A 22599-nucleotide genomic window follows, 5' to 3' on the forward strand; every position below is an offset into this window, starting at 1 on the left:
GCCGGTTCAGCTCTCGTTGAGCGGGCGGAGCAGGACGTCGTGCAGGACGTCCTCGCCCGGTCCGCCGCCCCGCAGCCCGCGTTCGGCCATCAGCAGGGCGTTCAGCAACTGGTCGTTGGCCAGTTCGGCGCCGTCCTCCCGCTGCCGGCGGAGGAACTCCGTGATCAGTCCGGTACGGGCGTCCGCGGTCCCGGGGTCCTCGCCGAGGTGGGCGGCGACCATCGCGGCGAGCCGCTCCGCGCTGGGCGGCTGGATCTCCAGCCGGACGCAGCGGCGGAGCAGCGCGGCCGGGAAGTCCCGCTCGCCGTTGCTGGTGAGGACGACCAGCGGGAACTCCGCGCAGCGCACCAGGCCGTCGTGGACGACGGCCGTCCGGCCCTGGTCGGCCGTCGCCACCTTCTGGGGGCCCGGCCCGAGCCGGCGCAGCTCCGGGATCTCGAACTCGCCCTCCTCGAAGACGTTCAGCAGGTCGTTGGGCAGGTCGATGTCGCTCTTGTCGATCTCGTCGATCAGCAGTACCCGGGGGGCGCGCCACGGCAGCAGCGCGGTGCCGAGCGGGCCGAGCCGCAGGAACTGCCCGATGGCGGGCGCCGGTCGGTTGCCCTTCGCAGGGGTGACCCTGCCGCCCGCGCGGATGCCGGCCTCGTGGAGCCGTCCGATCGCGTCGTAGGCGTACTGGCCGTCGCGCAGGGTGGAGCGGCTGCTGATCGGCCAGCGCAGGACCGGGCCGAGGCGCAGTTCGTGGGCGACCGCGTAGGCGAGGGTCGACTTCCCGACGCCGGGCCTGCCGGTGATCAGCAGGGGCCGCCGCAGGTGCAGCGCCAGGTTGACGAGCTGCACCTCCCGTTCGTCCGCCTGGTAGGCCGCCGCCTGGCGCACCCGGCCGAGCCGGCGGGCCGTCATGCCGGCCGGGTCGTCCTCGGGCGGCAGCGGCAGGCTGTCGCGTTCGGCGGCCGGGTCGCCGAAGGCGCGCCAGGCCGGAGCCTGGGGCAGTGCGTCGATCCCGTCGTGGGGTTCGCCGGTGCCCTGGTAGATCCACCAGTCCTCGGACATTCCTAGTGCCTCGCTGCTCGTCGTCGGATCGGGTTCGTCTGACCGGTCATCACACCATCCCCGGGAAGAGGCTGTCCTGTTCGGGATCCACGCAGTCCGGGTCGTCCCAGAGCAGGGTGACGGTGCCGAGCGGGTCCGGCCCGGCGGCCGGGGCCTCCCGCCGGTACCGGTGGACGGTGTCGGGCAGTTCCGCGAGGCGGTCCGGGCCGTGCTCGCGGAGGGCCTTGACCAGGGTGGCCGGGTCGCCGGCGATCCGGTGCCAGAGCAGTACGGGCATGCCGGCGAGGTAGATCGCGTCGTCCACCGCGTGCTGCACGTCGGGGTCCAGGTCCTCGTAGGGGGTGTCGAGCCCCATGCAGGAGAGTTCCGGCCGGCGGGAGAGCCAGTCGGGCAGCTCGGCGGCGCGTGCCTGGTCGAGCGGGGGCCAGCCGATCAGGTCGAGGGCGCCGTCGTCGGCCCCGCGCGCCGTCAGGTGGCCCCACCGTTCGCGCCAGGGGCCGACGGGGAGCCACGAGTCGGTGTACCGCTCCAGTGAGCGGACCACGACCGGGTGGTTGCGCCCGAGCGGGCGCCGGGTCGCTCCGGGGGACCAGAGGTCGGCGGCGTGTCCGAGCAGGGAGCGCGGCAGCAGGAACTCGATCCTGGTGGCGCCGCCCGCCGCTAGGCGCAGTTCACGGGTCAGCGCGGGCCAGGCGGTCAGCCGGGCGCTGCCCGCCTCGACCAGCTCGTTCCTGGTGAACGTCTCGACGGAGCCGAGGCTGTCGATCCGCCGGAACGGCCCGCCCGCCAACGGCTGCCGGTAGTACGAGGCACAGAGGCGGTAGCGGCCGTTCTCGACGTGCTCCGGGGTCTCCTCCTCCAGCCGGTTCTGGACGATCAGGCGGTCGGGGGCGGCGGCGACGGGGGCGTGCCGGGGCGCGCCGAGCCGGTCGAGGAGGCGTTGGACGGCGGGGAGTCCGCCGGGCGGCGCGACCGCCGGGTCGGCGCTGAGTGCGCGCAGGAACCCCAGGAGCGGGCCGGGGTCGTGGGCGGGCCGGCGGTCGATCAGGTGCCGCAGGATGTCCGGCAGGGTCTCCCGCCCGGTGAGCAGGCCGAGTCCGACGGTGTCCCGGGGCAGGTGGCCGTGGAGGGCCGGCAGTGCGGGCAGCCGGCGCAGCTCCTCGATCACGGCGAGCATGGCCGCGGCGGGCAGTGGGGAGTCCGGTGCCAGCACGACGGTGGTCAGCTCCAGCCACGGCAGCGAGCCGTCCAGCGGTGCCAGTTCGCGCAGCGCGTCGCTCACGGACTCCAGTGCCGCCGACCGGTCACGGTGGGCGCCGACGGCCTGGAGCAGGTGCCGCACGTGGCTGCGGGGCTGGTAGTCCTCGCAGACCTCGGTGTGGATGCGGGGGGTCTTCGCCGAGCGTCCCATCGTCTCCAGCACGTCCTGCCGGAACGCGAGGCGGGTCATCCGGTCGAAGCCCAGCAGGATGTCGACGAGCAGTTCCTCGGCCGCCGCGGGCCACGGGTTCCCCGGCACGGGCGCCTCCGGGGGAACGGGCCCGCCGGGCGCGGGTACGGGGACGGCGGGGACCGGCCCGGCGGGTCTGCCGTCGGCTCCGGCCCACGCGGGCCGCTCCCCGCGCGGTGTTCCACTCATCGGGCTACCTGCTCTCCCAGCCCCCGGTGGCCCGCCCGATCACCCGGCGGAGCTCGTCGAGTGCCTGGTCGAGCGGGGCGAGTTCCTCCATGGCGGTGTACATCGCCCGGAGTGCCGCCCGTTCGTCGCGGTAGTGCCGGCAGCTGCGGACGATGCGGGTCAGGTGCTCGCGGCGGTCGTTGCGCTCCTCCGCCTCGAAGGAGTCCCGCAGCCCCAGCTGGTCGCCCATCTTCTCCAGCAGGTCGAAGCGCCCGTCGGAGCGCCGCGTCGCCGGAAAGGCCATCAGGGCGGCCACCAGTTCGGCGTCGCTCGGCGCGGGTGGGGCCGGAGGACGGCCGGGTGCGGGGAGGGCGCCCGCGACCCCGAGCAGGGCCGCCAGCGCGCTCGCGGGGGTGAACCAGCCGCCCCGGTCGTCCTTGTAGGAGCGGCTGCCCTTGAGCACCCCGTGGACCAGGCCGTCCGGGCCGACCAGCATGCTTCCGCTGTGGCCGTCCCGCACCCCGTCGCCGCTGGCCCGGACGAAGTCGCCCGAGGCGCCGACGACGCGCAGCACGAGCGTGTCGGGCGCGATCCCCGGCGTGGGGGTGTGGCCGGAGAACCCCAGGGCGGTCAGTTCCGTGCCCGGCTCCGCGTCGGCGCCGGCCAGCGGGGCCACCGGGTGGCCGGTCCAGGCGGGGACGCGCAGGACCGCGAGGTCGGGGTACGGGTGGAAGAGTCCTTCGCCGCGGGACACCGGGTCGGTGCGGATGTCCTGCGCGGCGACCGGATGGTCGCCCGATTCGTGCCGGATGGTCACCGGGCTTCCGGGGGAGCCCGGTTCGCCCCACCCGTCGAGGACGTGCGCGGCGGTGACGGCCAGGCCGGGTGCCACCAGGAACCCGCTGCCGCGGAAGTCGCCGGCGACGGTGATCATGACCGCGCAGCTTCGCAGGGCCTCGACCGGTGCGAGGCCGAGTCGTGCTCCGGTCACTCGGCGTCGGTCCCGGCGGGGAGTGCGGTCGAGGCGGCGGGGGAGCCCGCGGCCGGTGCGTCCTCCCGCGCCTCCCGGCGGCGCGCGGCGAGGTCCCAGGACAGCCGGACCGTCAGCCCGGCCTCGCTGCCGGCCTCGGCGATGACGCCGAGGAGCTGGCCGGACTTGACCGCCAGCTTGAGGCCGAACTCGACCTCGAAGGCGTCCGGTGAACCGGCCGCCCCCTGGGTGATGCTCTCGGCCGCCCAGCGGCCGACCCCCTGCACGGTGCTCCGCACCTGGTCCAGCGTCAGGGCGACGGCGGATCCCAGCTGTGCCGCCCGGCGGCCGTCCCGGAAGCCGGCGTCGCCGAAGTCGGGTCCGTCGGCCGAGGTTCCTTCCGGCTGCTGGAAGTTCACCTCGCCGATCACCTCGGCCCGGACGGCCGTGCCGTCGCCGAGGTCGATCGTCACCGTTTCGGCCACTGGTCCCCTCCGAAGATCTGTCAGACGAATCATCAGAATACCGGTCCCCCAGTCCGAGTTGGGACGGTACGGGTGAGGTCGAGGAGGTGCGGGGAGAGGGGCTGCCGGGCCGGCGGGCCGCCCGTGGCAGGGAGCGGGAGCGAGGGGCCCGGGCAGGGTCAGGCGTCGGTGGGGAGGGGGTGGGTCGGGCGGCGGGGTGCGGCGGCGCGGGGGTGGCTGGGGAGCGGGAGGTCGAGGGCGGCGGTGGAGTCGGCCGGCAGCGTCAGCGCGGCGGTGACCTCGGGCGGGAGCTCGCGCAGCCGGAGCAGGCCCGCGGAGAGGCGGGCGGTGGCGCGGTGCCAGTCGCCGACCCGCTGGAGCAGGGCGTGGCCGCTGCCGACGACGGTGTAGCCGCAGACCCGGGCGCCGGCGGCGCGGCTGCGGGCGGCGAAGGCGCGGGTGTCGGCGGGCTTGGTGATCCGGTCGCGGTCGCCGTGCAGCATCAGGACGTCGCGGTCGGCGAGCTGCTCGCAGGGGTCCTCGGCGGGGCACCAGGGGGCGAGGGCGACGATGCCGGTGACGTTCGGGTGGCCGCCGGTGCACAGGGCGGCGCGGCCGCCCATCGAGTGGCCGACCAGGACGGTCGGCACCCGGCCGAGCTCCTCGGCGAGGTCGTCGAGCGCGGCGCGGGCGTCCCGGGCGGCGTCGGCGCGCTCGCCGTTCCAGCCCCGGTGGCGGTAGCGGACGGCACCGATCGCCACGCCCGCGCCCGCCGTCTCGCGGCGCAGTGCGCGGACGAAGCCGGCCATCCGCAGGCCGGGCGGGTTGATCAGGCCGGGCCGGGTGAGGTTGTGCTCGGCGCCGCCGTGCAGCACCAGCACCGCGGCGCCCGGCTGCTCGGGCCGCTCGTGCCAGACCAGCGCCCGGTGTCCACCCGTCCTGTTGCCGCCCACCCTGTACCGCCCCGCCTGCCGTCCGTTTCGTGGACCGCAACTGTACGCGCCGGGCGGGGCCGACCGGATTCACCCGGGAAGATCAGTGCCGGCTCCGGGCGCGCGCGACAGGCGGGGGAGCTGCTGTCCACGAGGAGTGCGGGGTGTTCCGCGCGCCGCTCCGCCGGCGGCCCCGGGGACCCCGGCGGCCCCGGGGTCCACGGGGCCGCCGGCGGGCTCAGGCCGTCAGCAGGCCCTGCCGGCGGACCAGCCAGCAGATCGCCGTCAGCCGGTACACCGCGTAGTCGTAGCCGACCGGCTCGCGCCAGCCGATCTCGGTGAGCGCGTCGAGGAAGCCCAGCGCGTAGTCCGACAGTTCCTCGCGGTCCAGGGGCCGGGGCGACAGCTCCGGTCCCTGCGCGTACAGCAGCTCGCGCACCTCGGCGGCGTGCTGGTCGACCGCCGCCACGAAGCCCGGCTCGAAGGCGAACTCGGCGAGCCGGGGGGTGAAGGCGGCGACGATCCCGGGCAGCGGACAGCCGGCCGGGCGGTCGGAGGAGGCGGGGGAGTCGTCGGGGGAACCCCGGTGGGACTCGTCGGGTGTGGCGAACATCGGTCCACGGTAGGCGAGCGGGGCGGCCGGAGCGGCAGCCCGTTGCGGTTCCGTGCTGAGACCTTGGCCACCCCGGTGCCCGGTGCCCGGTACCCGCAGCCCCGCTTCCCGGCCGCCCCCGGCCGCTCGCCGGGCGTTCGCCGGGCCCGCCCCGGGCGTTCGCCGGCCCGACCGCCGGCGGGAACGGTGAAACGGGCGTGAGCACGGGGTGGTCTGTACCAGAATGGCCGGTATGGATCTTCGAATCTTCACCGAACCCCAGCAGGGCGCGAGCTACGACACCCTGCTCCGGGTGGCCCGGACCGCCGAGGAGCTGGGTGCCTTCAGTGCCTTCTTCCGCTCCGACCACTACCTGAAGATGGGCGGGGTCAGCGGCCTGCCCGGCCCGACCGACGCCTGGATCACCCTGGCCGGCCTCGCCCGCGACACCAGCACCATCCGCCTCGGCACCCTGATGACCGCCGCCACCTTCCGGCTGCCCGGCGTGCTCGCCATCCAGGTCGCCCAGGTCGACGCGATGAGCGGCGGCCGGGTCGAGTTCGGCCTCGGCGCCGGCTGGTACGAGGAGGAGCACAGCGCGTACGGCATCCCCTTCCCGAAGGAGAAGTTCGGGCGGCTGGAGGAGCAGCTGGCGATCATCACCGGGCTGTGGAGCACCGGGCTCGGGGACACCTTCGACTTCGAGGGCGAGTACTACCGGCTGACCGACTCGCCCGCGCTGCCGAAGCCGGCCCAGGCGAAGATCCCGGTCCTGGTCGGCGGCAAGGGGCCGACCCGCACGCCGGCGCTGGCCGCCCGCTTCGCCGACGAGTTCAACCTGCCGTTCGTCTCCGTCGAGGAGAGCGCCGCCCAGTTCGGCCGGGTCCGCGCGGCCGTCGAGCGGGCCGGCCGGAAGGCCGACGACCTGGTGTACTCCAACGCCCTGGTCGCCTGCGTCGGCCGCGACGACGCCGAGGTGGCCCGCCGGGCCGCGGCGATCGGCCGCGAGGTCGACGAGCTGAAGGCCAACGGCCTGGCCGGCACGCCCGACGAGGTGGTGGAGCGGATCGGCCGGTTCGCCGAGGTCGGCACCCAGCGGGTCTACCTGCAGATCCTGGACCTGGACGACCTGGACCACCTGGAGCTGGTCGCCTCCCGGGTCGCCCCGCAGCTGGGCTGATCCCGTACGGCGGCTCGGCGGCTCCCCGGAGGCAGGATGCGTGCCCCGGGTGGAGCCGCCGAGCCGCGTCCGGGGCCGGTGCGACACGCCGCGGGGGAGTCGCTGTGACGCGCCCGGTGCGTTTCTGTGACGTTCCTGGAGCGGTAAAGGACTCGGCCCGGACCCGGGCTGACCACTAGACTTTACTTTCTCTTGAAGGGGGAAGGCTCTTCGGGAGACGGAGCCGGAGAGCGTTCGGGCCGGCGGGGAGTCAGGGGGAGAGCCGATGGCGGACGTCAGGGTCTTCGGGATGCCGGGCCTGTCCGGACCGGCCGGATCCGAGCCCGGGGCCGGCGGCGACCCCGTCCCCGGGGCCGACCCCGGACCGGACGGCGGGACCGGGGTCGTGCCCCCGGCCGCAGGCGATTCCGGGGCCAGGGTGCCGGTGCCGCGGGCCGCCTGCCGCGGCGCGGCGACGGAGCCGGCCGGGACGGCGCTGCGCCCGCGCGGCCTGCAGGACCTGCGGCAGGGCTGCGGCCGGCCGACCGCGCTGCACTACCCGGCGGGCGACCTGCTGGTGGTCTCCGGACTGCCCGGCAGCGGGAAGAGCACGCTGATGCGCCGCTGCGTCCGCACCCCGCTGGTCGACTCGCAGCAGGTCCGTGAGGAGTACGCGGCCCGGGTGCCCGGCTGGCTGCCGTACGCGGTCTACCGCCCGGTGGTCCGGGTGGCCCACTACCGCCGGCTGCGCCGCGCGGTGCTGGCGGGCGGCCCGCTCGCGGTGCACGACTGCGGGGCGGTGCCGTACGTCCGGCAGTGGCTGGTCCGGGAGGCCGCGCGCCAGGGGCGGCGGGTGCACCTGATCCTGCTGGACGCCAGCGCCGAGGAGGCCCGCGAGGGTCAGCAGGCCCGGGGGCAGGTCGTCTCCGCGTACGCCTTCGCGCGGCACCGGGAGGCCGGCCGGCGGCTGCGCCTGAGGCTGGCGGGGACGGGGGAGCCGCCGGCCGGCTGTGCGTCGGCGGTGGTACTCGACCGGGCCGGTGCGCGCGCCCTGCGGGAGATCGTCTTCGTGGCGTCGTAGTCTCGGCGAGGGCCGCCCCGCCGCTCCGCAGGGCGGGCGGGGCGTCAACTTTCGGACAGTCCGGGGCCGGTACTGTGCGCATGCGCGCGACGGGAAATGCTCGATGTGCGGCCGGGTCGGACCGCTCAAACTTCCGGATTATGTCTGATTTGTCGTCAGAAGTTCCAGGCCGGAACGAGTCTGACGCGTACACGCGACCCTGCGTAGCCTAGGCTCGGCGGCCCCCCTCAACCGCCGTCCCCCCACAACTCCCCCTCAGGAGCGCAGATGCGTCGTTCCTCTCGCGTACCCTCGCGTGCCGCCGGCAGGTTCCTCAGCGCGGCCGCCCTCACCGCCGCCCTCGGGCTCACCCAGTTCGCCGCCCCCTCCGCGTTCTCCACCGCCACCGCGGCCGCCAAGGCCCCGGCCGCCGCCGAGTGCACCGGCGACGCGAGCCAGGACGCCGCCGCCCGCAAGCCCGCGGGCGGCACCGCCGGCCAGGAGCCCAACGCCGTCAGCGACGCCCAGGCCAAGGCGATGGACGCCGAACTCCAGGCCCGGATCTCGCAGCTGGCCCTCTCGTCCCAGGGCAGCGCCCTGCTCGCCCCCGGCACGCTGGCCGCCACCACGACCATCCCGGTGTACGTGCACGTCGTCCACTCCGGGACCACCGGCAAGCTGTCGGCCGCCGCCATCACCAAGCAGATCGCCGTCCTGAACGCCGCCTACAGCGGCCAGGGCTCGGGCAACACCGCCAGCCAGTTCCAGTTCCAGCTGGTCGCCACCGACTACACCGACAACGCCACCTGGTACAACGGCGTCACCCCGGGCTCCTCCGCCGAGCGGTCGATGAAGAGCTCGCTGCGCAAGGGCGGGGCCAACGCCCTCAACCTCTACACCGCCAAGCTCGGCCAGTCGCTGCTCGGCTGGGCGACGTTCCCCAGCTCCTACCGGTCCAACCCGACCGACGACGGCGTGGTCATCCTCGACACCTCGTTCCCCGGTGGCTCGGCCACCAACTACAACGAGGGCGACACCGCCACCCACGAGGTCGGCCACTGGCTCGGGCTCTACCACACCTTCCAGGGCGGCTGCAGCGGCCAGGGCGACTACGTCTCCGACACCCCGGCCGAGAAGAGCGCCGCCTACCAGTGCCCGGCCGGCCGTGACACCTGCACCGCCACCGGGGTCGACCCGATCCACAACTTCATGGACTACACGTACGACTCCTGCATGACGCAGTTCACCCCCGGCCAGGTCGCCAGGATGTCCAACTCCTGGGCCGCCTACCGGGCCTGACGGTCCGACGACGACCGCCGCCTGAGACGCTGGCGGGTGCGTGGCCCCGGCGCCGCGCACCCGCCAGTACCAGTTCCGGGCCCGGCCGGCGCCTGTCCGGTCGGTGGGCCCGCCCGAGTCGGTGCCCGGTCCCGCCGGGTCGGTGCGGGCCGTCGGGCCGTCGGGGCGTCGGGGCGTCGGGTCGTCGGGGCGTCGGGGCGCAGCGGGCCGGGTCGCCGGGCCGCTCGCCTGCCTCGACTTCCTCGGCGATGGGCCGCGATCGCACAGGGTTCGAAAGCTCCAGGGCCTCCCGGCGTGGCAAATGGCGGATGTTTGTCCGCTTTGATCTATGTTTGGGGCGTCAGCGACTGGTGCAGTCGGGAGAGCAGTCGAGCAAGGAGCAGCGGCATGGCCAACAGCGCGAACCCCCGGATCGTCGTCGGGGTGGACGGCTCGCCCGCCTCGGAGCAGGCCCTGCGCTGGGCGGTCGACTACGCCCGGCTGGTCGGCGGCTCCGTCCAGGCCATCGCGGCCTGGGAGTACCCGGCCTTCTACGGCTGGGTCGGCACCGGCGTGCCGAGCCTCGACTTCAACCCCGAGGAACTGGCCGGGAAGACACTCTCGGAGACCGTCGTCCGGGTCGTCGGCGACGACCCCGGGGTGCGGATCGCCGAGTCGGTCATGCCCGGCAACGCCGCGCAGGCGCTGCTGGCGGCGGCCGACGGTGCGGCACTGCTGGTGGTCGGCAGCCGCGGCCTCGGCGGATTCTCCGGAGCGCTGCTCGGATCGGTCAGCCGCCACCTCACCGAGCACGCGCCCTGTCCGGTGGTCGTCGTCCGGGACAGGGCAGCCGCGAACGCCGGCGCCGGCTCCGGCGCGTAGCCGGGGGCCGGGAGCCCAAGGCCAGGGGCCGGGTCCCCGAGGCCGGGGCCCGGTGGCCGGGGCCGGGTGTGCGGTGGGCCACCGTGCGGAGGGAGGATGGAGGCATGCCAGAAGGTGACTCCGTCTACCGCGCGGCGGCCGGCCTGCACGAGGCCCTCGCCGGGCAACTGCTGACCACCGCCGACCTGCGGGTGCCCGCCCACGCCACCGCCGACCTGGCCGGCCGCCGGGTGCTGGAGGTCGTCCCGCGCGGCAAGCACCTGCTCACCCGCCTGGCGGGTGGTCTCACCCTCCACACCCACCTGCGGATGGACGGGCGCTGGGAGGTCTACCGCCCCGGCGAGCGCTGGGCCGGCGGGCCCGCCTGGCAGATCCGCGCCGTCCTCGGCACCGAACGCGGCACCGCCGTCGGCTACCGGCTGCCCGTCGTCGAACTGCTCCGCACCCGCGACGAGGAGCGCGCCGTCGGCCACCTCGGACCCGACCTCCTCGGCCCCGGCTGGGACCCTGCGGAGGCGGTCCGCCGCCTGCTCGCCCACCCCGTCCGACCGCTCGCCGAAGCCCTCCTCGACCAGCGCAACCTGGCCGGGATCGGCAACGTCTACGCCAACGAACTCTGCTACCTCGCCGGTGTCACACCGTGGACGCCGGTCGGTGAACTCACCGGCCCCGACCGGCTGGTGGACCGCGCCCGGCAACTCCTCGACGCCAACAAGCTGCGCCCCGGCCACATCACCACCGGGGACACCCGGCGCGGCCACCAGCACTGGGTCTACGGCCGGGCCGGCCGGCCCTGCGCCCGCTGCGGGACGCTCGTGCTGACGGCCGCCCAGGGGACACCCCCGCAGGAGCGGGTGGCGTTCTGGTGCCCGTACTGCCAGCGCGGCCCGGCCCCGGAGGCCCGTCCGGTGGGTGCGCGGCGCGGCCGGTGAGCGGTGAGCGGTGGCGCGCGGCGGGGGCGGACCGGCGAGGAGCGCGCGTGCCCGGTCCGGACCGGGCCCGGTCAGGACCGCGGTGGCTCGGGGCCGCGGCGGCTCAGGACCGCGTTGGGCCAGGGTCGCGGCGGCTCAGGGCCGTTCGACCAGGGCCGGGTGGCGGGGGTCGTCGACCCGGACGGTGACGTCGGCCGCCTCGGCCGGGACGGTCTCGGCCTCGTAGCGGGCGAAGGCCGGCAGCGTCCACCGCTCCTCCGGCGGGGTGCGGCGGGCCAGCGCCGCCGGGGAGAGCGCCAGGTGCACGGTCAGCTCCAGCGGCAGCCACCGGCCGAGCAGCAGCGCGCCGTCCAGCAGCAGCACCCCGCCGGGCGGCAGCGCGACGTACGGCGCGCGGGTGGAACGGTCGGTCACCGGGTCGCGCAGGGACGGCAGCACCCGTCCGCTGCCACCGGGCTCCAGCGGGTCCAGGACCTCGCGCGCCAGCGCGCCGTCGTCGAGCCAGAGGTCGTGGAAGGCGTCCGCGTCCTCCTTGCCGTACTCCAGCCGGACCGAGGCCGGGCGGAGGAAGCCCGCCGCCGGGACCCGCAGCGCCGGACGGCCGCGCAGCCGCAGCGGTTCGACCAGGGCGTCGGCGAGCGCGCCGGGCCGGGCGGCCGCGGCGCCGTCGACGGCCACCCGCTGCCACCGCCCGCCGGCCCCGGGCAGGGCGGCGATCCGGTCGGCGAGCAGCTCCGCGAGGCGGTCGGGCGAGATCGGGTGAATCTGCACGAGGTCCTCCACGAGGTCATCCTGCGGTGGGGGCGGGGGAGTGCCGGGCGGGTGCGGGGGAGTGCCGGGCGGGCCGCCGCTCGTCCTCGACCAGCAGTCATGGGGCGGGCGGAGCGGCACCCAGCGCGTACAGGGTGGAGTCGTGGCCGACGTAGAGGTTCCTGCCGGAGGTGGAGACCGACCAGACGTCGACGCCGGGGCCGGAGTCGACGAACGCCCGGGTCTCCCGGCCGGAGACGGTCTCCAGGAAGTGGACGCCGTCGGCGGCCGGACCGGGGACGACCAGGTCCGTGCCGACGGACGCCAGGCGGCTGCGGCGGTCCAGGCGGAACGGCAACTCGTGCCGCCAGACCTGCTCGCCGGTGGCCACGGGGTGCGCGGTGACGAGCCCGCTGTCGCGCGGGACGTAGACCTGATCGCCGTCGCTCACCGGGGGCAGGACGCGCCACTCCTCGCCCGGGCCCGGCCGGACCGACCAGCGCTGGGCGCCGTCGGCGAGCCGCAGCGCCCGTACCCCGGCGGCGCCGTCGGGGACGTACAGGTTCTCCTGGTCGACGGCCGCCCACGCCGCGCTGCCGGCCGCCCCCCAGAGCCGGCGGCCGGTGGAGCCCTCCAGCAGGGAGATGCCGGCGGTCGGGTCCGAGCCCCAGGTGAGCAGGTGGCCGACACCGGAGTCGAGCACGGCGACCAGCTGTTCGCCCCGGTCGGCGGCCGGGCGGGACCAGACCAGTGTGTGGTGGACGACGTCCACCGCGAACAGCTTGCCGCCGACGGTGAACGGGCGGCTCTCCGCCCGGCCGTAGACCCGGCTCCCGTCGCAGCCGAGGAGCGTGACCCGCTCACCCAGCTCCTCCGGCAGCGGCATGCTCCAGTCGGAGAACGGGCCGACCAGGGTGCGGGCGTCGATGTGGCCGGGCGAGGTGGTGAAGACCCGGCCGGCGCCCACGACCACCGGACCGTCCGCCGGCTCCCCCTTCTCCACCGGGAGCGGCAGCGTACGGATCACGGCGCCGGTCTCCGGGTCGAGTATCCGCAGGTCGTCGGCGGTGAGGTAGAGCGGCACGTTCGGGGTGCCGGTCAGCCGCAGGGGCTTCATCGGCACGGGCCCGTGGTACGTCCAGAGCGGCTCCGGCCCCGCGACCCGGGTGGGCAGCGGCTGCGGCTTCGGCGGCTCCGGGTCCGGCCCCACCGAACGCGACACCCCCCACACCGCGGCACCCGCCGCCAGCACCCCGGCACCCAGCAGCAGCCGCCGCCGGCTCAGCCGCGGACCGCCCTCCTCGCCGCCCCCGCCGCTGACCACGTCCACCGCCGCACCGTCGGCCCCGCCACCGTCACCGTCCCACTGCCAGGACGCCCCGGCGGGCTCGTTCTGGTCGCTCTCGGAACGCTCGGACGGCGCGGACGGCATGGTGCGGTACTCGTTTCCCCCGGGGCAGCAGCTGCGCTGCACTGTCCACGGAGGATATCGAAACCGCTCGGCCCGACCCGTCGGCCGGTGACAGTAGGCTGTTGCTCCCAGTGACAGCTCCGCCCACCGGCTCCGGGGAGGTACGCCGTGACCGCCGAGATGATCGCCCCCGCGTGGATGCACCGGCAGATCACCGGCGAGGAGTACGACTCGTGGTCCGAGGAACAGTGCGCGGGCATCGAGATCGTGGACGGGATGGTGGTCGTGAGCCCGAGCGCCTCCGAACGGCACAACCGGTTGGCCAGGCTCCTGGCGAACGCGTTGGACGCGGCCGGCGGCACCGAGTGGAACGCCGACACCGACTTCGACGTCCGGCTCCAGGACGTTCCGCTCGACAACCGGCGCCCGGACGTGGTCGTGTACCGGGCCGACACCATCGACACCACACCCAGCAGACCGGAGCACCTGCTGCTGGTCGTCGAGGTCGTCTCGCCGGGGTCGGAGACCACCGACCGGGTGGTCGAGACGGACCAGTACGCCAAGGCGGGGATCACGTTCTACTGGCGGGTCGAGCAGGTGACGGGAGGGATTCCCGTCGTCTACACGCATGTGCTGGACCCGGCCGCGCGGGTGTACCGGGAGGGCGAGGTGTTCGCGGGCGTGGTGAAGGCGGCGGTGCCGTTCCCGGTGGAGGTCGACCTCGGGGCGCTCTGACCCGGGGCGCTCGGACTCGGGGTGCTCCGAGCGGTTCGGCGGTCCGGGCGGCTCAGGAGGGGGTGCCGGGGGCTCCGTGGTCGGCCTGGTTGGCGAGGTCGGCCTGGTTGGCGAGGTCGGCGAGGTCGGCGATGACCTGGGCGTGGCAGGGGAGGGGCACGCACCAGCAGCCGAGGCGGCGGCCGCGTAGCTCGCGGACGAGCGCGAGGAGGTCGGGGCGGGCCAGCAGGTAGGCGCGGTACTCGGTGAGCATCCGCTCGCGGGGGAGGTCCGGGCCCGGCCGCCAGGGGCAGTGCAGCGGCGATTCGGCGAGGTGCCAGCCGCCTCGGTGCATCGCCCGGCCGACGTAGACGACGTCGGCGAAGGCGGGGTCGTCCCGGTGGCCCTTGAGGTTGACCACGGTGGTCGGGCCGGCCGGGGCGTTCGGACCGGCCGGGCCGGGGGCGTCGCGGGTCATGGTGACGATGGTGGCGCGGCCGCGACGGACGGGCATCCCGGGACCGCGTCGGGGCTGAGACGGAGCCGCGTCGGGGCAGGGACGGGACAGGGACGGGGCCGCGCTGGGGGCCGTGATGCGGGTGCGTCCGGTGGGGTTCGTCTTGACAGCCCCTGGGGCCCGGCGTAGCAAGAGAGGATGCGCCAGGGTGTGCCGGCGGACCCGCCCGGTCCGCGACCGAGCGGCGGTGGTGCCCGGGACGCGCGATCCGACCCGCACCGCCCGCTGGAGCACGCTGCCGCGTTCCGGGCCGAACCGGCGGCGCCGGACCGGCCCGCCGACCCGACGGGCACCGTGCCGGGCGGGGTCGATCCCGAGCGCGACGCGCTGCTGGCCACCGCCGTGCGGAAGGTGCTCGGCACCTCGGACGCCTACGGCGCCACCGTCCACCTGCGGTCGCGCGACCGCCGCTCGCTGGTGCTCTGCGCCATCACGGGCGTGCCGCTGTCGATCATCGGCCCCTTCCGGCGGATCGCCGCCGCCGGGCCGCTGCCGGCGGCGGTCAGCTACCGCACCGGCCGGACGGTCATGCTGTCCGACACCGAGGACATGATGCGGCGCTTCCCCCAGCTCGCCGTCGGCCTGCCTTACGACTTCGCCTCCGCCTGCGTGCCGATCCGCGCCGGAGAGGAGACGTTCGGCGTGCTCAGCGTGCTCTGGCCGGCCTCCGACGACGGGGTGCCGGAGGGCGCGCGGCGACACCTGAGGACGGTCGCCAACCGGCTGGCCGCCGGACTGGCCGCGCTGGAGGCCAAGGGACGGCAGATCGAGCCGAACGGCGACACCACCGTGGTGGAACTGACACCGCCGTCGGCACCCACCACCCGGGTCGGGCTGTTCGACTGGGACGTCGCCACCGGCGCGGTCTCCGCCGACGACCAGTTCTGCGAGATCTTCGGCCTCGCGCCCGGCGACTTCGACGGCCGCGCCGAGACCCTGGCCGGCCGGATCGCCACCGGGGACCTGCCGGAGTTCCGGGCCGCCGTGCGCGGCGCCCTCGACCACGGCAAGGTCCTCGCCGCCCGGCTGCGGGTGCTGGACCGGGACGGCCACCCGTACCCCGTCGAACTCTGGGCCCGGGTGCCGGGAAGCGGCGCCGACGGGCACACCCGCCTGGTCGGCGCCGTCCTCGACACCCGCACCGGGACGGCCGCGGCCGCCGCCGTGGAGCGGCTGCGCGACGGCGTCTTCTCACTCGACCCGGACGGCCGGATCACCTACGCCAACCACAGCGTCGAGCTGCTGCTCCAGGCCCGCCGCGAGGACCTGCTCGGCCACCACCCGTGGAACGTCCTGCCCTGGCTCTCCGACCCGGTGTACGAGAACCGCTACCGGGCCTCCCTGCTCTCCCAGCAGCCCACCGCCTTCCTCGCCCGGCGGCCGCCGGACCAGTGGCTCGCCTTCTCGCTCTACCCGGACGCGCACGGCGTCACCGGCCGGGTGGTCGCCGCCGTGCCCCCGGCGGGCGCGAACGAACCGCCTGCCGAGCCCGCGCCCGGCACCTGGACCGGCCTCGGCGTCATGTACCACCTGCTGCAGCTCGCCAGCGCGCTGAGCGAGGCCGTCACCGTCCGCGAGGTCTGCCGGGCGGTCGCCGACGAGATCCTGCCGGCCCTCGGCGGACAGGAGCTCGCCATCTACGCCGTCCGGGACAGGCGCCTGCACCTGGTCTCGCAGAGCGGCTACCCGGACGGGTTCCTCGACCGCTTCGAGGGCACCCCGATCGGCGCCCGGGTGCCCGGCGCCGAGACGCTCAGCACCGGCGCCCCGATCTTCTTCGAGTCCGTCGAGCAGCTCGCCGCCGCCTACCCCGGCATCGCGATGGACGAGATGGGCGCCTGGGCCTTCCTGCCCCTGATCGCCTCCGGCCACCCGGTCGGCAGCTGCATCCTCGGCTTCGACCAGGCGCGCTCGTTCACCCTGGAGGAACGCGGCCTGCTCACCGCGCTCGGCGGCTTCATCGCCCAGGCCCTGGAACGCGCCCGACTCTACGACGCCGAGTTCGCCCTCGCCCGGGGCCTCCAGCAGGCACTGCTCCCGCACCGGCTCCCCCGCCTGGACGGCATCGGGATCGCCGCCCGCTACCTGCCCGGCACCCAGGGCATGGAGATCGGCGGCGACTGGTACGACGCCATCGTCACCGGCCGGGACCTGACCCTGGTCATCGGCGACGTCGAGGGGCACAGCGTCGGCGCCGCCGCCACCATGGGCCAGCTGCGCAGCGCCGTCCGGGCCTTCGCCACCGTCGGCCACCCGCCGGACGAGGTCCTGGCCCGCACCAACCAGCTGCTGCTCGACCTCGATCCCGGCCTGCTCGCCAGCTGCTGCCTCGTCCGGCTCACCCCCGCCGACGGCAGCGCGCTCGTCGCCCGGGCCGGCCACCTGCCGCCGGTGCTGCGCCACCCGGACGGGCGTACCGAGGCCCTGTACGTGCCGGGCGGGCCGCTGCTCGGCGTCGACCACCGGGCCGAGTACCCGGTCAGCGAGCTGCGGCTGGCTCCGGGCTCGCTGCTCGCGCTGTACACGGACGGGCTGGTCGAGGACCCGGCGGCGGCGATCGACGAGGGCGTGGACCGGCTGCGCGTCGCCCTCGCGAGCGGCGGCGCGGCGGCGGGGCCGGACGACGACGGGGCCGCGGGCCTGGACCGGCTCGCGGAGCGGCTGCTGCACGAGGTGGGCTCGACGCACCGGGTGGACGACGTGGCGCTGCTGCTCACCGCGTACCGGTGAGGCGGCCGCCCGGTGCCGGGTGTGCCGGGTGTGCCGGTGAGGTCGCGGTGTTCGGCGGCTCGGGTGGCGGGTGGCCGGTGGCCGGTGCGGCGGGACCGTAGCGGGCGCGCGGGGGCGCGGGGATGTAGGGGTGCGGGTGTGCAGGGGCGCAGTGGGAGGAGCGAGGGACGCGTGCGGGGCGGGTCGGTGGCCGGTCGCGCCGGGGCGTGAGCGCGCGGCGCGCGACTTTCGTCGGCCCGGACGACGACGAAGGGTGGCGGCGGTCACGCCGTCCGATTCGTTAGCCTCGCTGGGTGGACGTCATAGCAAGAGCCTGGTCGAAGGCGGTACGAACGGCGCTGCCCGGGCCCTGGCGGCTCGGGACGGTGATGCGCGAGGGGATCGGCGCGGTCCTGCTCGGCGGCCTCGCCGTCCTGATCGAGGTGATCAGCAGGACCGGCCTCGGCCTCTTCGTCGGCCCGTTCGTCGCCGTCCTCTTCCTCCTGCGCCGAGGCCTGCCCGCCACCGTTCTGGTACTGACCTCGGCGGCCTCCGGCTGGTGCGGCGGTCCGCTGCCGCTGCTGGTCTGCGCCGGCTGGTCGGCCGGGGCCCGGGTGACCAGGGTCGGCGTGCTGGCCGGTTCGTTCGGCGCGGCCTTCGTGCTGATGAGCGCCAGCGGTGTGGTGAAGGACCTCGGCCACGCGCCGGTCAAGCTGGTGGTCGGCCTCTCACTGGGCGGCTTCCTGCTGCTCACCGTGCTGCCCGCGCTCTGGGGCCGGTACCGGGCGCAGCGCCGGGCCCTGATGGACGCGCTGCGCGAGCGCAACGGGCAGCTGCTGCGCGAGCGCGCGATGGTCGCCCACCAGGCGAGGCTGCGCGAGCGGCACCGGATCGCCCAGGACATGCACGACAGCCTGGGCCACCAGCTCGCCCTGATCTCCGTCCACTCCGGTGCGCTGGAGGTCGACCGGACCCTGACCGACCGGCAGCGCGAGGCGGTGGGCGTGCTCCGGCTGGCCGCCGTCGCCGCGATGCGGGAGCTGCGCGAGGTGGTCGGCGTGCTGCACGACGAGTCGACCGCGGTCCCGGCCGGAGCGGGCGCCGGTGCGGGGGCCGGCGGTGGCGGGACCGGCGGCGTGGACGGGATCGAGCGGCTGGTCGACTCCTCGCGGGCCGCCGGGACGGTGGTCTCCTTCGTCCAGGACGGTGAGCGCCGGACCCTCGCCGCGTCCGTCGGGCACGCGGCGTACCGGACCGTCCAGGAGGCGCTCACCAACGCGCACAAGCACGCCCCGGGTGCGCCGATCAGTGTCGCGCTCCGGTACGAGCCGGACGCGCTGGTGGTGGAGGTGGTGAACCCGGGGGCACCGGAGCCGGTGGGCGTGCGTGCCGGTGCCGCCACCCCGGTGGTGAGCGGCGGGCAGGGGCTGACCGGCCTGCGCGAGCGGGCCCGGCTGGTCGGGGGCATGGTGCACGCCGGGCCGACGGCCGACGCCGGGTTCCGGCTGGCCGCCGTGCTGCCCTACGGGGGCGCGGAGGGCGCCGGGGGCGCGGCCGGCGGATCCGGCGGAGCCGGTGACGGCGGGCCGGGCGTGCCCGGTGAGGTGCCGGAATGGGCGCTGGACGGCCTTCCGCCGGTCGAGGCCGCTCCGCCCCGGCGGCGCAGCCCGGCGATCGGCTGCGCGATCGGCGGGGCCGTGGTGGTGCTGGCCGTGCTCGCCCTGCTGGTCTGGGGGGTCGTCGCCTTCGTGCGGGCCACCGACGAGTCGACCGTGCGGCCGCCGCAGTTCGACTCGGTGCAGGTGGGCTCGGCCGAGGCGGACGTGAAGCGCGGGCTGCCGCCGGGCAACCCCTTCTTCACCAAGGACCTGGAGCGCGGCGGTCCCACCCCGCCGGCCGGATCGTCCTGCCGCTACTTCATCGCGGACAGCGACGACGAGGGCTGGCGCGGCGACAACGTCGTCCGGTTCTGCTTCAAGGACGGCGTGCTGGTGGAGAAGCAGCACTACCAGGTGTCGCTCTGACGCGGGCGCCGTCGGCGCCGCCCGTTGCGGCGGGAGTGGGCGTTCGGTGGTGCGGGCCCGTTCGGACGGCGCGGGCGTGTTCGCGTGGTGCGGGCGCGTTCCGGCGGTGCCACCCGGTCCGGCCGGGGGCGCGCGGAGGTGTGAGGATGGTCCCCGGCAGCACCGGGGGGTCCAGTGCAGCGCCGTCAGGACCAGTTCAAGGGGATGACCAGCAGTGATCCGAGTCCTCGTCGCCGACGACGAGCCGCTCATCCGGGCCGGGATCAGGATGATCCTGTCCTCCGCCGACGACATCGACGTGGTGGCCGAGGCGTCCGACGGCCGGCAGGCCCTGGAGCTCGCCCGCGCGCACCGGGTCGACGTCGTCCTGCTGGACATCCAGATGCCGGTGATGGACGGGCTCACGGCGCTCGCCGAGCTGCCGAGGAGCGCGCCCGGCGCGCGGGCGCTGATCCTCACGACCTTCGGGGAGCGGGACAACGTGCTGCGCGCCGTGAGCGACGGTGGTGCCGGCTTCCTGCTGAAGGACACCGCTCCGGCCGAGCTGATCCAGGCGGTCCGTGCCGCCGCCACCGGACACGCCTTCCTCTCCCCGGCCGCCACCCGCCACATCGTGGACTCGCTGGCGGCCGAGCGCTCCGGCCCGGGGGCGGCGCGCGGGGCGGACGCCCGGCGGCGGCTGGAGGTGCTGACCGGGCGCGAGCTGGAGGTGCTGGCACTCCTGGGGGAGGGGCTCTCCAACGCGGACGCCGGCGCCCGGATCCACATGAGCGAGGCGACGGTGAAGACCTACGTCAGCCGGATCCTCGCCAAGCTGGGGTGCGAGAACCGGGTGCAGGCGGCACTGCTGGCCCGGGACGCGGGTCTGGACGGCGGGCACTGACGGGCGGGGGCGGCCGTGGGGTCCGGCGGGCGCCGGAGGCCCTGTGGGCGCTTCGCGGAAGGCTTCTGACGGATCGTTTCGTCTCGGTACGGACTGATCGCCTGCGGTGATCTGAGTGGCTTTTTGGTGACGTTCAGTAGTGGTGGTGGTGAACGCCACGTCGGCGGGGCGCGGAACCGGGAACTCCGATGACGGTGGTGACGGAGCGTCGGCTGATGGTGGCTCAGGGTGGACGACGCGGGCGGCCCCGCGGTCCGTCCGATGTGAGCGAGGGCACGGAAATCGATCGTTTGGGCCTGGAAATCCGGTCAAAGTCGGTCGAATCGGAGGCGGTTTCATGATCAATACCGCCGGTAACAGTCAACTGACCTGCGGCGTCCAAGAACTGCTTGAAGCGGCCCGGTAGCGCCCGTAGCTTCATTGGCGGTGCAACGAGCACCACCCGGGTTCACCCCGATGCACGGCCCGCCGACTGACCCCCGGCGCGAGGGCCGTGCCCGCCGATCCGGCCGGCTCGAACAGGCCGACGGCGAGCGGAGGTGGCCGGGGCGGCACGGCACGTCGGACACGTGCGCGGCCGCCCATCGAGCGAGGGAGCGGTGACCGGCCCCGGCAGGGGTCTGGTTCCGCATGCCTGCCCGGGGCTTGTCGAGAGGACTTCCATGGATCCCCGTCACGAGACCGCCGCTGCCACCACCGCCGACAGCACCACCACCGCGAGCACCGGCGCCACCAAGCGCAACCGTGTCCGGATGGCTGTCGTGGCCGGAGCCGCCGTCGCGGCCCTGCCGGTGGCCGGCCTCGTCACGGCCACCTCGGCCTCCGCCGCACCCGTCTCGGCCTGGGACTCCGTCGCCCAGTGCGAGAGCGGCGGGAACTGGAGCATCAGCACCGGGAACGGCTTCTACGGCGGACTGCAGTTCACCCCCTCGACCTGGAAGGCGTACGGCGGCACCGCGTACGCCTCGCAGGCCAGCCAGGCGACCAGGGCGCAGCAGATCGCCGTCGCCGAGAAGGTCCTCGCCTCGCAGGGCCCGGGCGCCTGGCCCGTCTGCTCGGCCAAGGCGGGTCTCGCCAGGGGCGGCGCACCGGCCGCCGTCGACACCACCGCGCCGGCGCCCAAGGCGCAGCAGCCGGCGAAGGAGCAGCCGGCCAAGCCGGCCGCCAAGCAGCAGCCGGCGCAGGACCAGGGCCAGAGCCAGAAGCCGCAGCCCCGGAAGGCCCCGGCCCAGGAGGCCGCGAAGCCGGCCAAGCCCGCCGCCTCCGAGAAGAACACCGCCGGCGGCAGCTACACCGTCAAGAGCGGTGACACGCTGAGCGGCATCGCGGCCAAGTTCGGCACCGCGACCGCGAGCCTGCACGCCAAGAACGCCCGGGCGATCGGCGGCAACCCGAACCTGATCTTCCCGGGCCAGACCCTGACGGTCTGAGTCCCGGGCCGTCCGACCCTGACGGCCCGTGTTCTGAAAGCCCACGCCCTGAGTGCCCGCACCCCCTCCCGAAAGCCCGTGTCCTGACGGGGCCCGTCGCGTGACGGATCACTTCCTGACAGGCCGTGCCGCGAAGGGTCGTGCTCCGGCGCTCCGACCCCGGCCGTCCCGGGCCGACCCTCGGGAACCGACCGCTCGGGTCCGACTGCCGGAGTGAGGTGCGGCTCCGTGCGCAGGGCCCGGAATCCGCTCTCCGCCGGAATCCGCTCCGCGTCGGTCCGGCTCTCCGTCGTCCCGTTCCGCGCCGGCCCCGGGCGGCCGCTCCCGTCCGGGGCCGCCCGCGGGGTGTGGCGGTCCGGCGGCGGCCGGCGCGACACGGTTCCGGATCCCTGAACGGCCGCCCCTACCCGGGGCGGCCGTTCGGCGTGTCGGTGGATCGGTGGATCGGCGGATCGGTGGGCACCGGCGTGTCGGTCCGGCGTGCCGGGTGTGGGCCGCGTTTGCGCCGGTCAGGCACAGGGTGGGAGTTTCGGCGGCAGAGACGGGGTGTTGTGTCGTCACCCGGCCTCGGCGGCTCAGCGGACGAGGGAGACGGCGAAGGGCTTGAAGCCGTCCCGGCGCAGGACGTGGGGCACGACGAGGATCATGGCTTCGGTGGCCCGGGCCGTGGTGATGCCGCCGAGGTCCTCGATCCATCCGGGCTGCCAGCCCAGGTCGCCGAGCAGGCCGGTGACGGTCCGTTTGGCGTGCTGGTCGTCGCCCGAGAGGTACGCGGTCGGCGGGGTGGCCAGGGTTTCGGGGGCGGTCATCACCGTGAACAGCATGGTGTTGAGGGTCTTGACCACGTGGGTGTCGGGGAGGGCTGCCTGGAGTTGCTCGGCGAGGCTGCCGCCGGGGTAGCAGAGGTCGCCGGGCAGGCCGTCCGCGGCGTCGTGGGTGGCGTTGGAGACGTCGACCAGGATCTTCCCGGCGAGCTCGGCGCGCAGGCCGGCCAGGCGCTCCAGGGAGGTGTGGCCGGGTGTCGCGTTGATCACCACGTCCGCCGTGCGGGCGGTGGTGCGGTGGTCGGCGAGCGCGACGTGCGGGGAGGCGGCAGGGGCCGCGGCTTCGTCCGGGTTCCGGGCGCCGAGGGTGACGCGGTGTCCGGCCGCGGAGAGCTTGCGGGCGAGGTCGGTGCCGACGCGGCCGGCGCCCAGGATGCCGATGGTGGTCACGAGGTGG

General features: G+C 75.4%; 20 protein-coding genes. 10 read left to right on the forward strand and 10 right to left on the reverse strand.

The features are described from left to right. Positions 1-6 precede the first annotated feature (6 nt). From AC067J_RS31925 to AC067J_RS31950, 6 genes are all read right to left on the reverse strand, one after another. Positions 7-1053 carry an AAA family ATPase gene (locus AC067J_RS31925; protein WP_478305137.1) on the reverse strand — a complete coding sequence of 349 codons (1047 nt, stop codon included), beginning with the start codon at positions 1051-1053 and terminating at the stop codon, positions 7-9. A 49-nt stretch (positions 1054-1102) separates the two neighbouring features. After that, complete coding sequence (locus tag AC067J_RS31930; RefSeq protein ID WP_478305139.1) at positions 1103-2572, reverse strand: VMAP-C domain-containing protein; 1470 nt, start codon at positions 2570-2572, stop codon at positions 1103-1105. Positions 2573-2696: 124 nt separating this feature from the next. Next, a complete protein-coding gene (locus AC067J_RS31935; RefSeq protein ID WP_478305141.1) occupies positions 2697-3662 on the reverse strand; it encodes a trypsin-like peptidase domain-containing protein in 966 nt (321 codons plus the stop codon). Next, the gene (locus AC067J_RS31940) at positions 3659-4126 is read right to left on the reverse strand and encodes a CU044_2847 family protein (RefSeq protein WP_478305143.1); all 468 of its coding nucleotides are present in this window, start codon (positions 4124-4126) and stop codon (positions 3659-3661) included. Before AC067J_RS31940 ends, AC067J_RS31935 begins: the two co-directional genes overlap by 4 nt. 158 nt (positions 4127-4284) lie before the next feature. Continuing rightward, on the reverse strand, positions 4285-5058 hold the full coding sequence (locus AC067J_RS31945; protein ID WP_478305145.1) for a serine aminopeptidase domain-containing protein: 774 nt from the start codon (positions 5056-5058) through the stop codon (positions 4285-4287). Positions 5059-5275: 217 nt separating this feature from the next. After that, positions 5276-5650: a DUF6401 family natural product biosynthesis protein gene (locus tag AC067J_RS31950; protein ID WP_478305147.1), complete on the reverse strand. Its 375-nt coding sequence runs from the start codon at positions 5648-5650 to the stop codon at positions 5276-5278. Positions 5651-5882: 232 nt separating this feature from the next. Between AC067J_RS31950 and AC067J_RS31955 the strand changes: the two genes are divergently transcribed. The 5 genes from AC067J_RS31955 (at position 5883) to AC067J_RS31975 (ending at position 10940) form a co-directional block, all read left to right on the forward strand. Continuing rightward, entirely contained in the window at positions 5883-6809 is a 927-nt protein-coding gene (locus AC067J_RS31955) for an LLM class F420-dependent oxidoreductase (protein WP_478305148.1), read from the forward strand. A gap of 265 nt (positions 6810-7074) precedes the next feature. Next, on the forward strand, positions 7075-7869 hold the full coding sequence (locus AC067J_RS31960; protein ID WP_478305150.1) for an AAA family ATPase: 795 nt from the start codon (positions 7075-7077) through the stop codon (positions 7867-7869). Positions 7870-8136: 267 nt separating this feature from the next. Further along, positions 8137-9147 carry a zinc metalloprotease gene (locus tag AC067J_RS31965; RefSeq protein WP_478305152.1) on the forward strand — a complete coding sequence of 337 codons (1011 nt, stop codon included), beginning with the start codon at positions 8137-8139 and terminating at the stop codon, positions 9145-9147. A 387-nt stretch (positions 9148-9534) separates the two neighbouring features. Then, a complete protein-coding gene (locus AC067J_RS31970; protein ID WP_478305154.1) occupies positions 9535-10008 on the forward strand; it encodes a universal stress protein in 474 nt (157 codons plus the stop codon). 104 nt (positions 10009-10112) lie between these two features. Next, a complete protein-coding gene (locus AC067J_RS31975; protein ID WP_478305156.1) occupies positions 10113-10940 on the forward strand; it encodes a DNA-formamidopyrimidine glycosylase family protein in 828 nt (275 codons plus the stop codon). 135 nt (positions 10941-11075) lie between these two features. Here the strand turns inward: AC067J_RS31975 and AC067J_RS31980 are convergent, their stop codons facing one another. Both AC067J_RS31980 and AC067J_RS31985 read right to left on the reverse strand, forming a co-directional pair. Further along, positions 11076-11711, reverse strand: coding sequence for a nucleoside/nucleotide kinase family protein (locus tag AC067J_RS31980; protein ID WP_478305157.1), 636 nt, complete (start codon positions 11709-11711; stop codon positions 11076-11078). Positions 11712-11808: 97 nt separating this feature from the next. Then, positions 11809-13122, reverse strand: coding sequence for an outer membrane protein assembly factor BamB family protein (locus tag AC067J_RS31985; protein ID WP_478305159.1), 1314 nt, complete (start codon positions 13120-13122; stop codon positions 11809-11811). Between the two features lie 147 nt (positions 13123-13269). Between AC067J_RS31985 and AC067J_RS31990 the strand changes: the two genes are divergently transcribed. Next, positions 13270-13836, forward strand: coding sequence for a Uma2 family endonuclease (locus tag AC067J_RS31990; protein WP_478305160.1), 567 nt, complete (start codon positions 13270-13272; stop codon positions 13834-13836). Positions 13837-13888: 52 nt separating this feature from the next. Here AC067J_RS31990 and AC067J_RS31995 read toward each other — a convergent pair whose 3' ends face one another. Continuing rightward, positions 13889-14293: a DUF4326 domain-containing protein gene (locus AC067J_RS31995; protein ID WP_478305162.1), complete on the reverse strand. Its 405-nt coding sequence runs from the start codon at positions 14291-14293 to the stop codon at positions 13889-13891. Between the two features lie 177 nt (positions 14294-14470). Here AC067J_RS31995 and AC067J_RS32000 point away from each other — a divergent pair, with 177 nt between their 5' ends. The 4 genes from AC067J_RS32000 (at position 14471) to AC067J_RS32015 (ending at position 21378) form a co-directional block, all read left to right on the forward strand. Beyond that, on the forward strand, positions 14471-17062 hold the full coding sequence (locus AC067J_RS32000) for a SpoIIE family protein phosphatase (protein WP_478305164.1): 2592 nt from the start codon (positions 14471-14473) through the stop codon (positions 17060-17062). 293 nt (positions 17063-17355) lie between these two features. After that, complete coding sequence (locus AC067J_RS32005; protein WP_478305166.1) at positions 17356-19065, forward strand: sensor histidine kinase; 1710 nt, start codon at positions 17356-17358, stop codon at positions 19063-19065. A gap of 214 nt (positions 19066-19279) precedes the next feature. Next, positions 19280-19948 (forward strand): response regulator, encoded by a 669-nt coding sequence (locus AC067J_RS32010; RefSeq protein WP_478305168.1) that lies wholly within the window; start codon positions 19280-19282, stop codon positions 19946-19948. Between the two features lie 662 nt (positions 19949-20610). Further along, entirely contained in the window at positions 20611-21378 is a 768-nt protein-coding gene (locus AC067J_RS32015) for a transglycosylase family protein (protein WP_478305169.1), read from the forward strand. Between the two features lie 575 nt (positions 21379-21953). Here AC067J_RS32015 and AC067J_RS32020 read toward each other — a convergent pair. Then, a complete protein-coding gene (locus AC067J_RS32020; protein ID WP_478305171.1) occupies positions 21954-22592 on the reverse strand; it encodes an NADPH-dependent F420 reductase in 639 nt (212 codons plus the stop codon). Positions 22593-22599 lie beyond the last annotated feature (7 nt).

The sequence above is a fragment of the Kitasatospora sp. NPDC042419 genome (genome assembly GCF_056437345.1).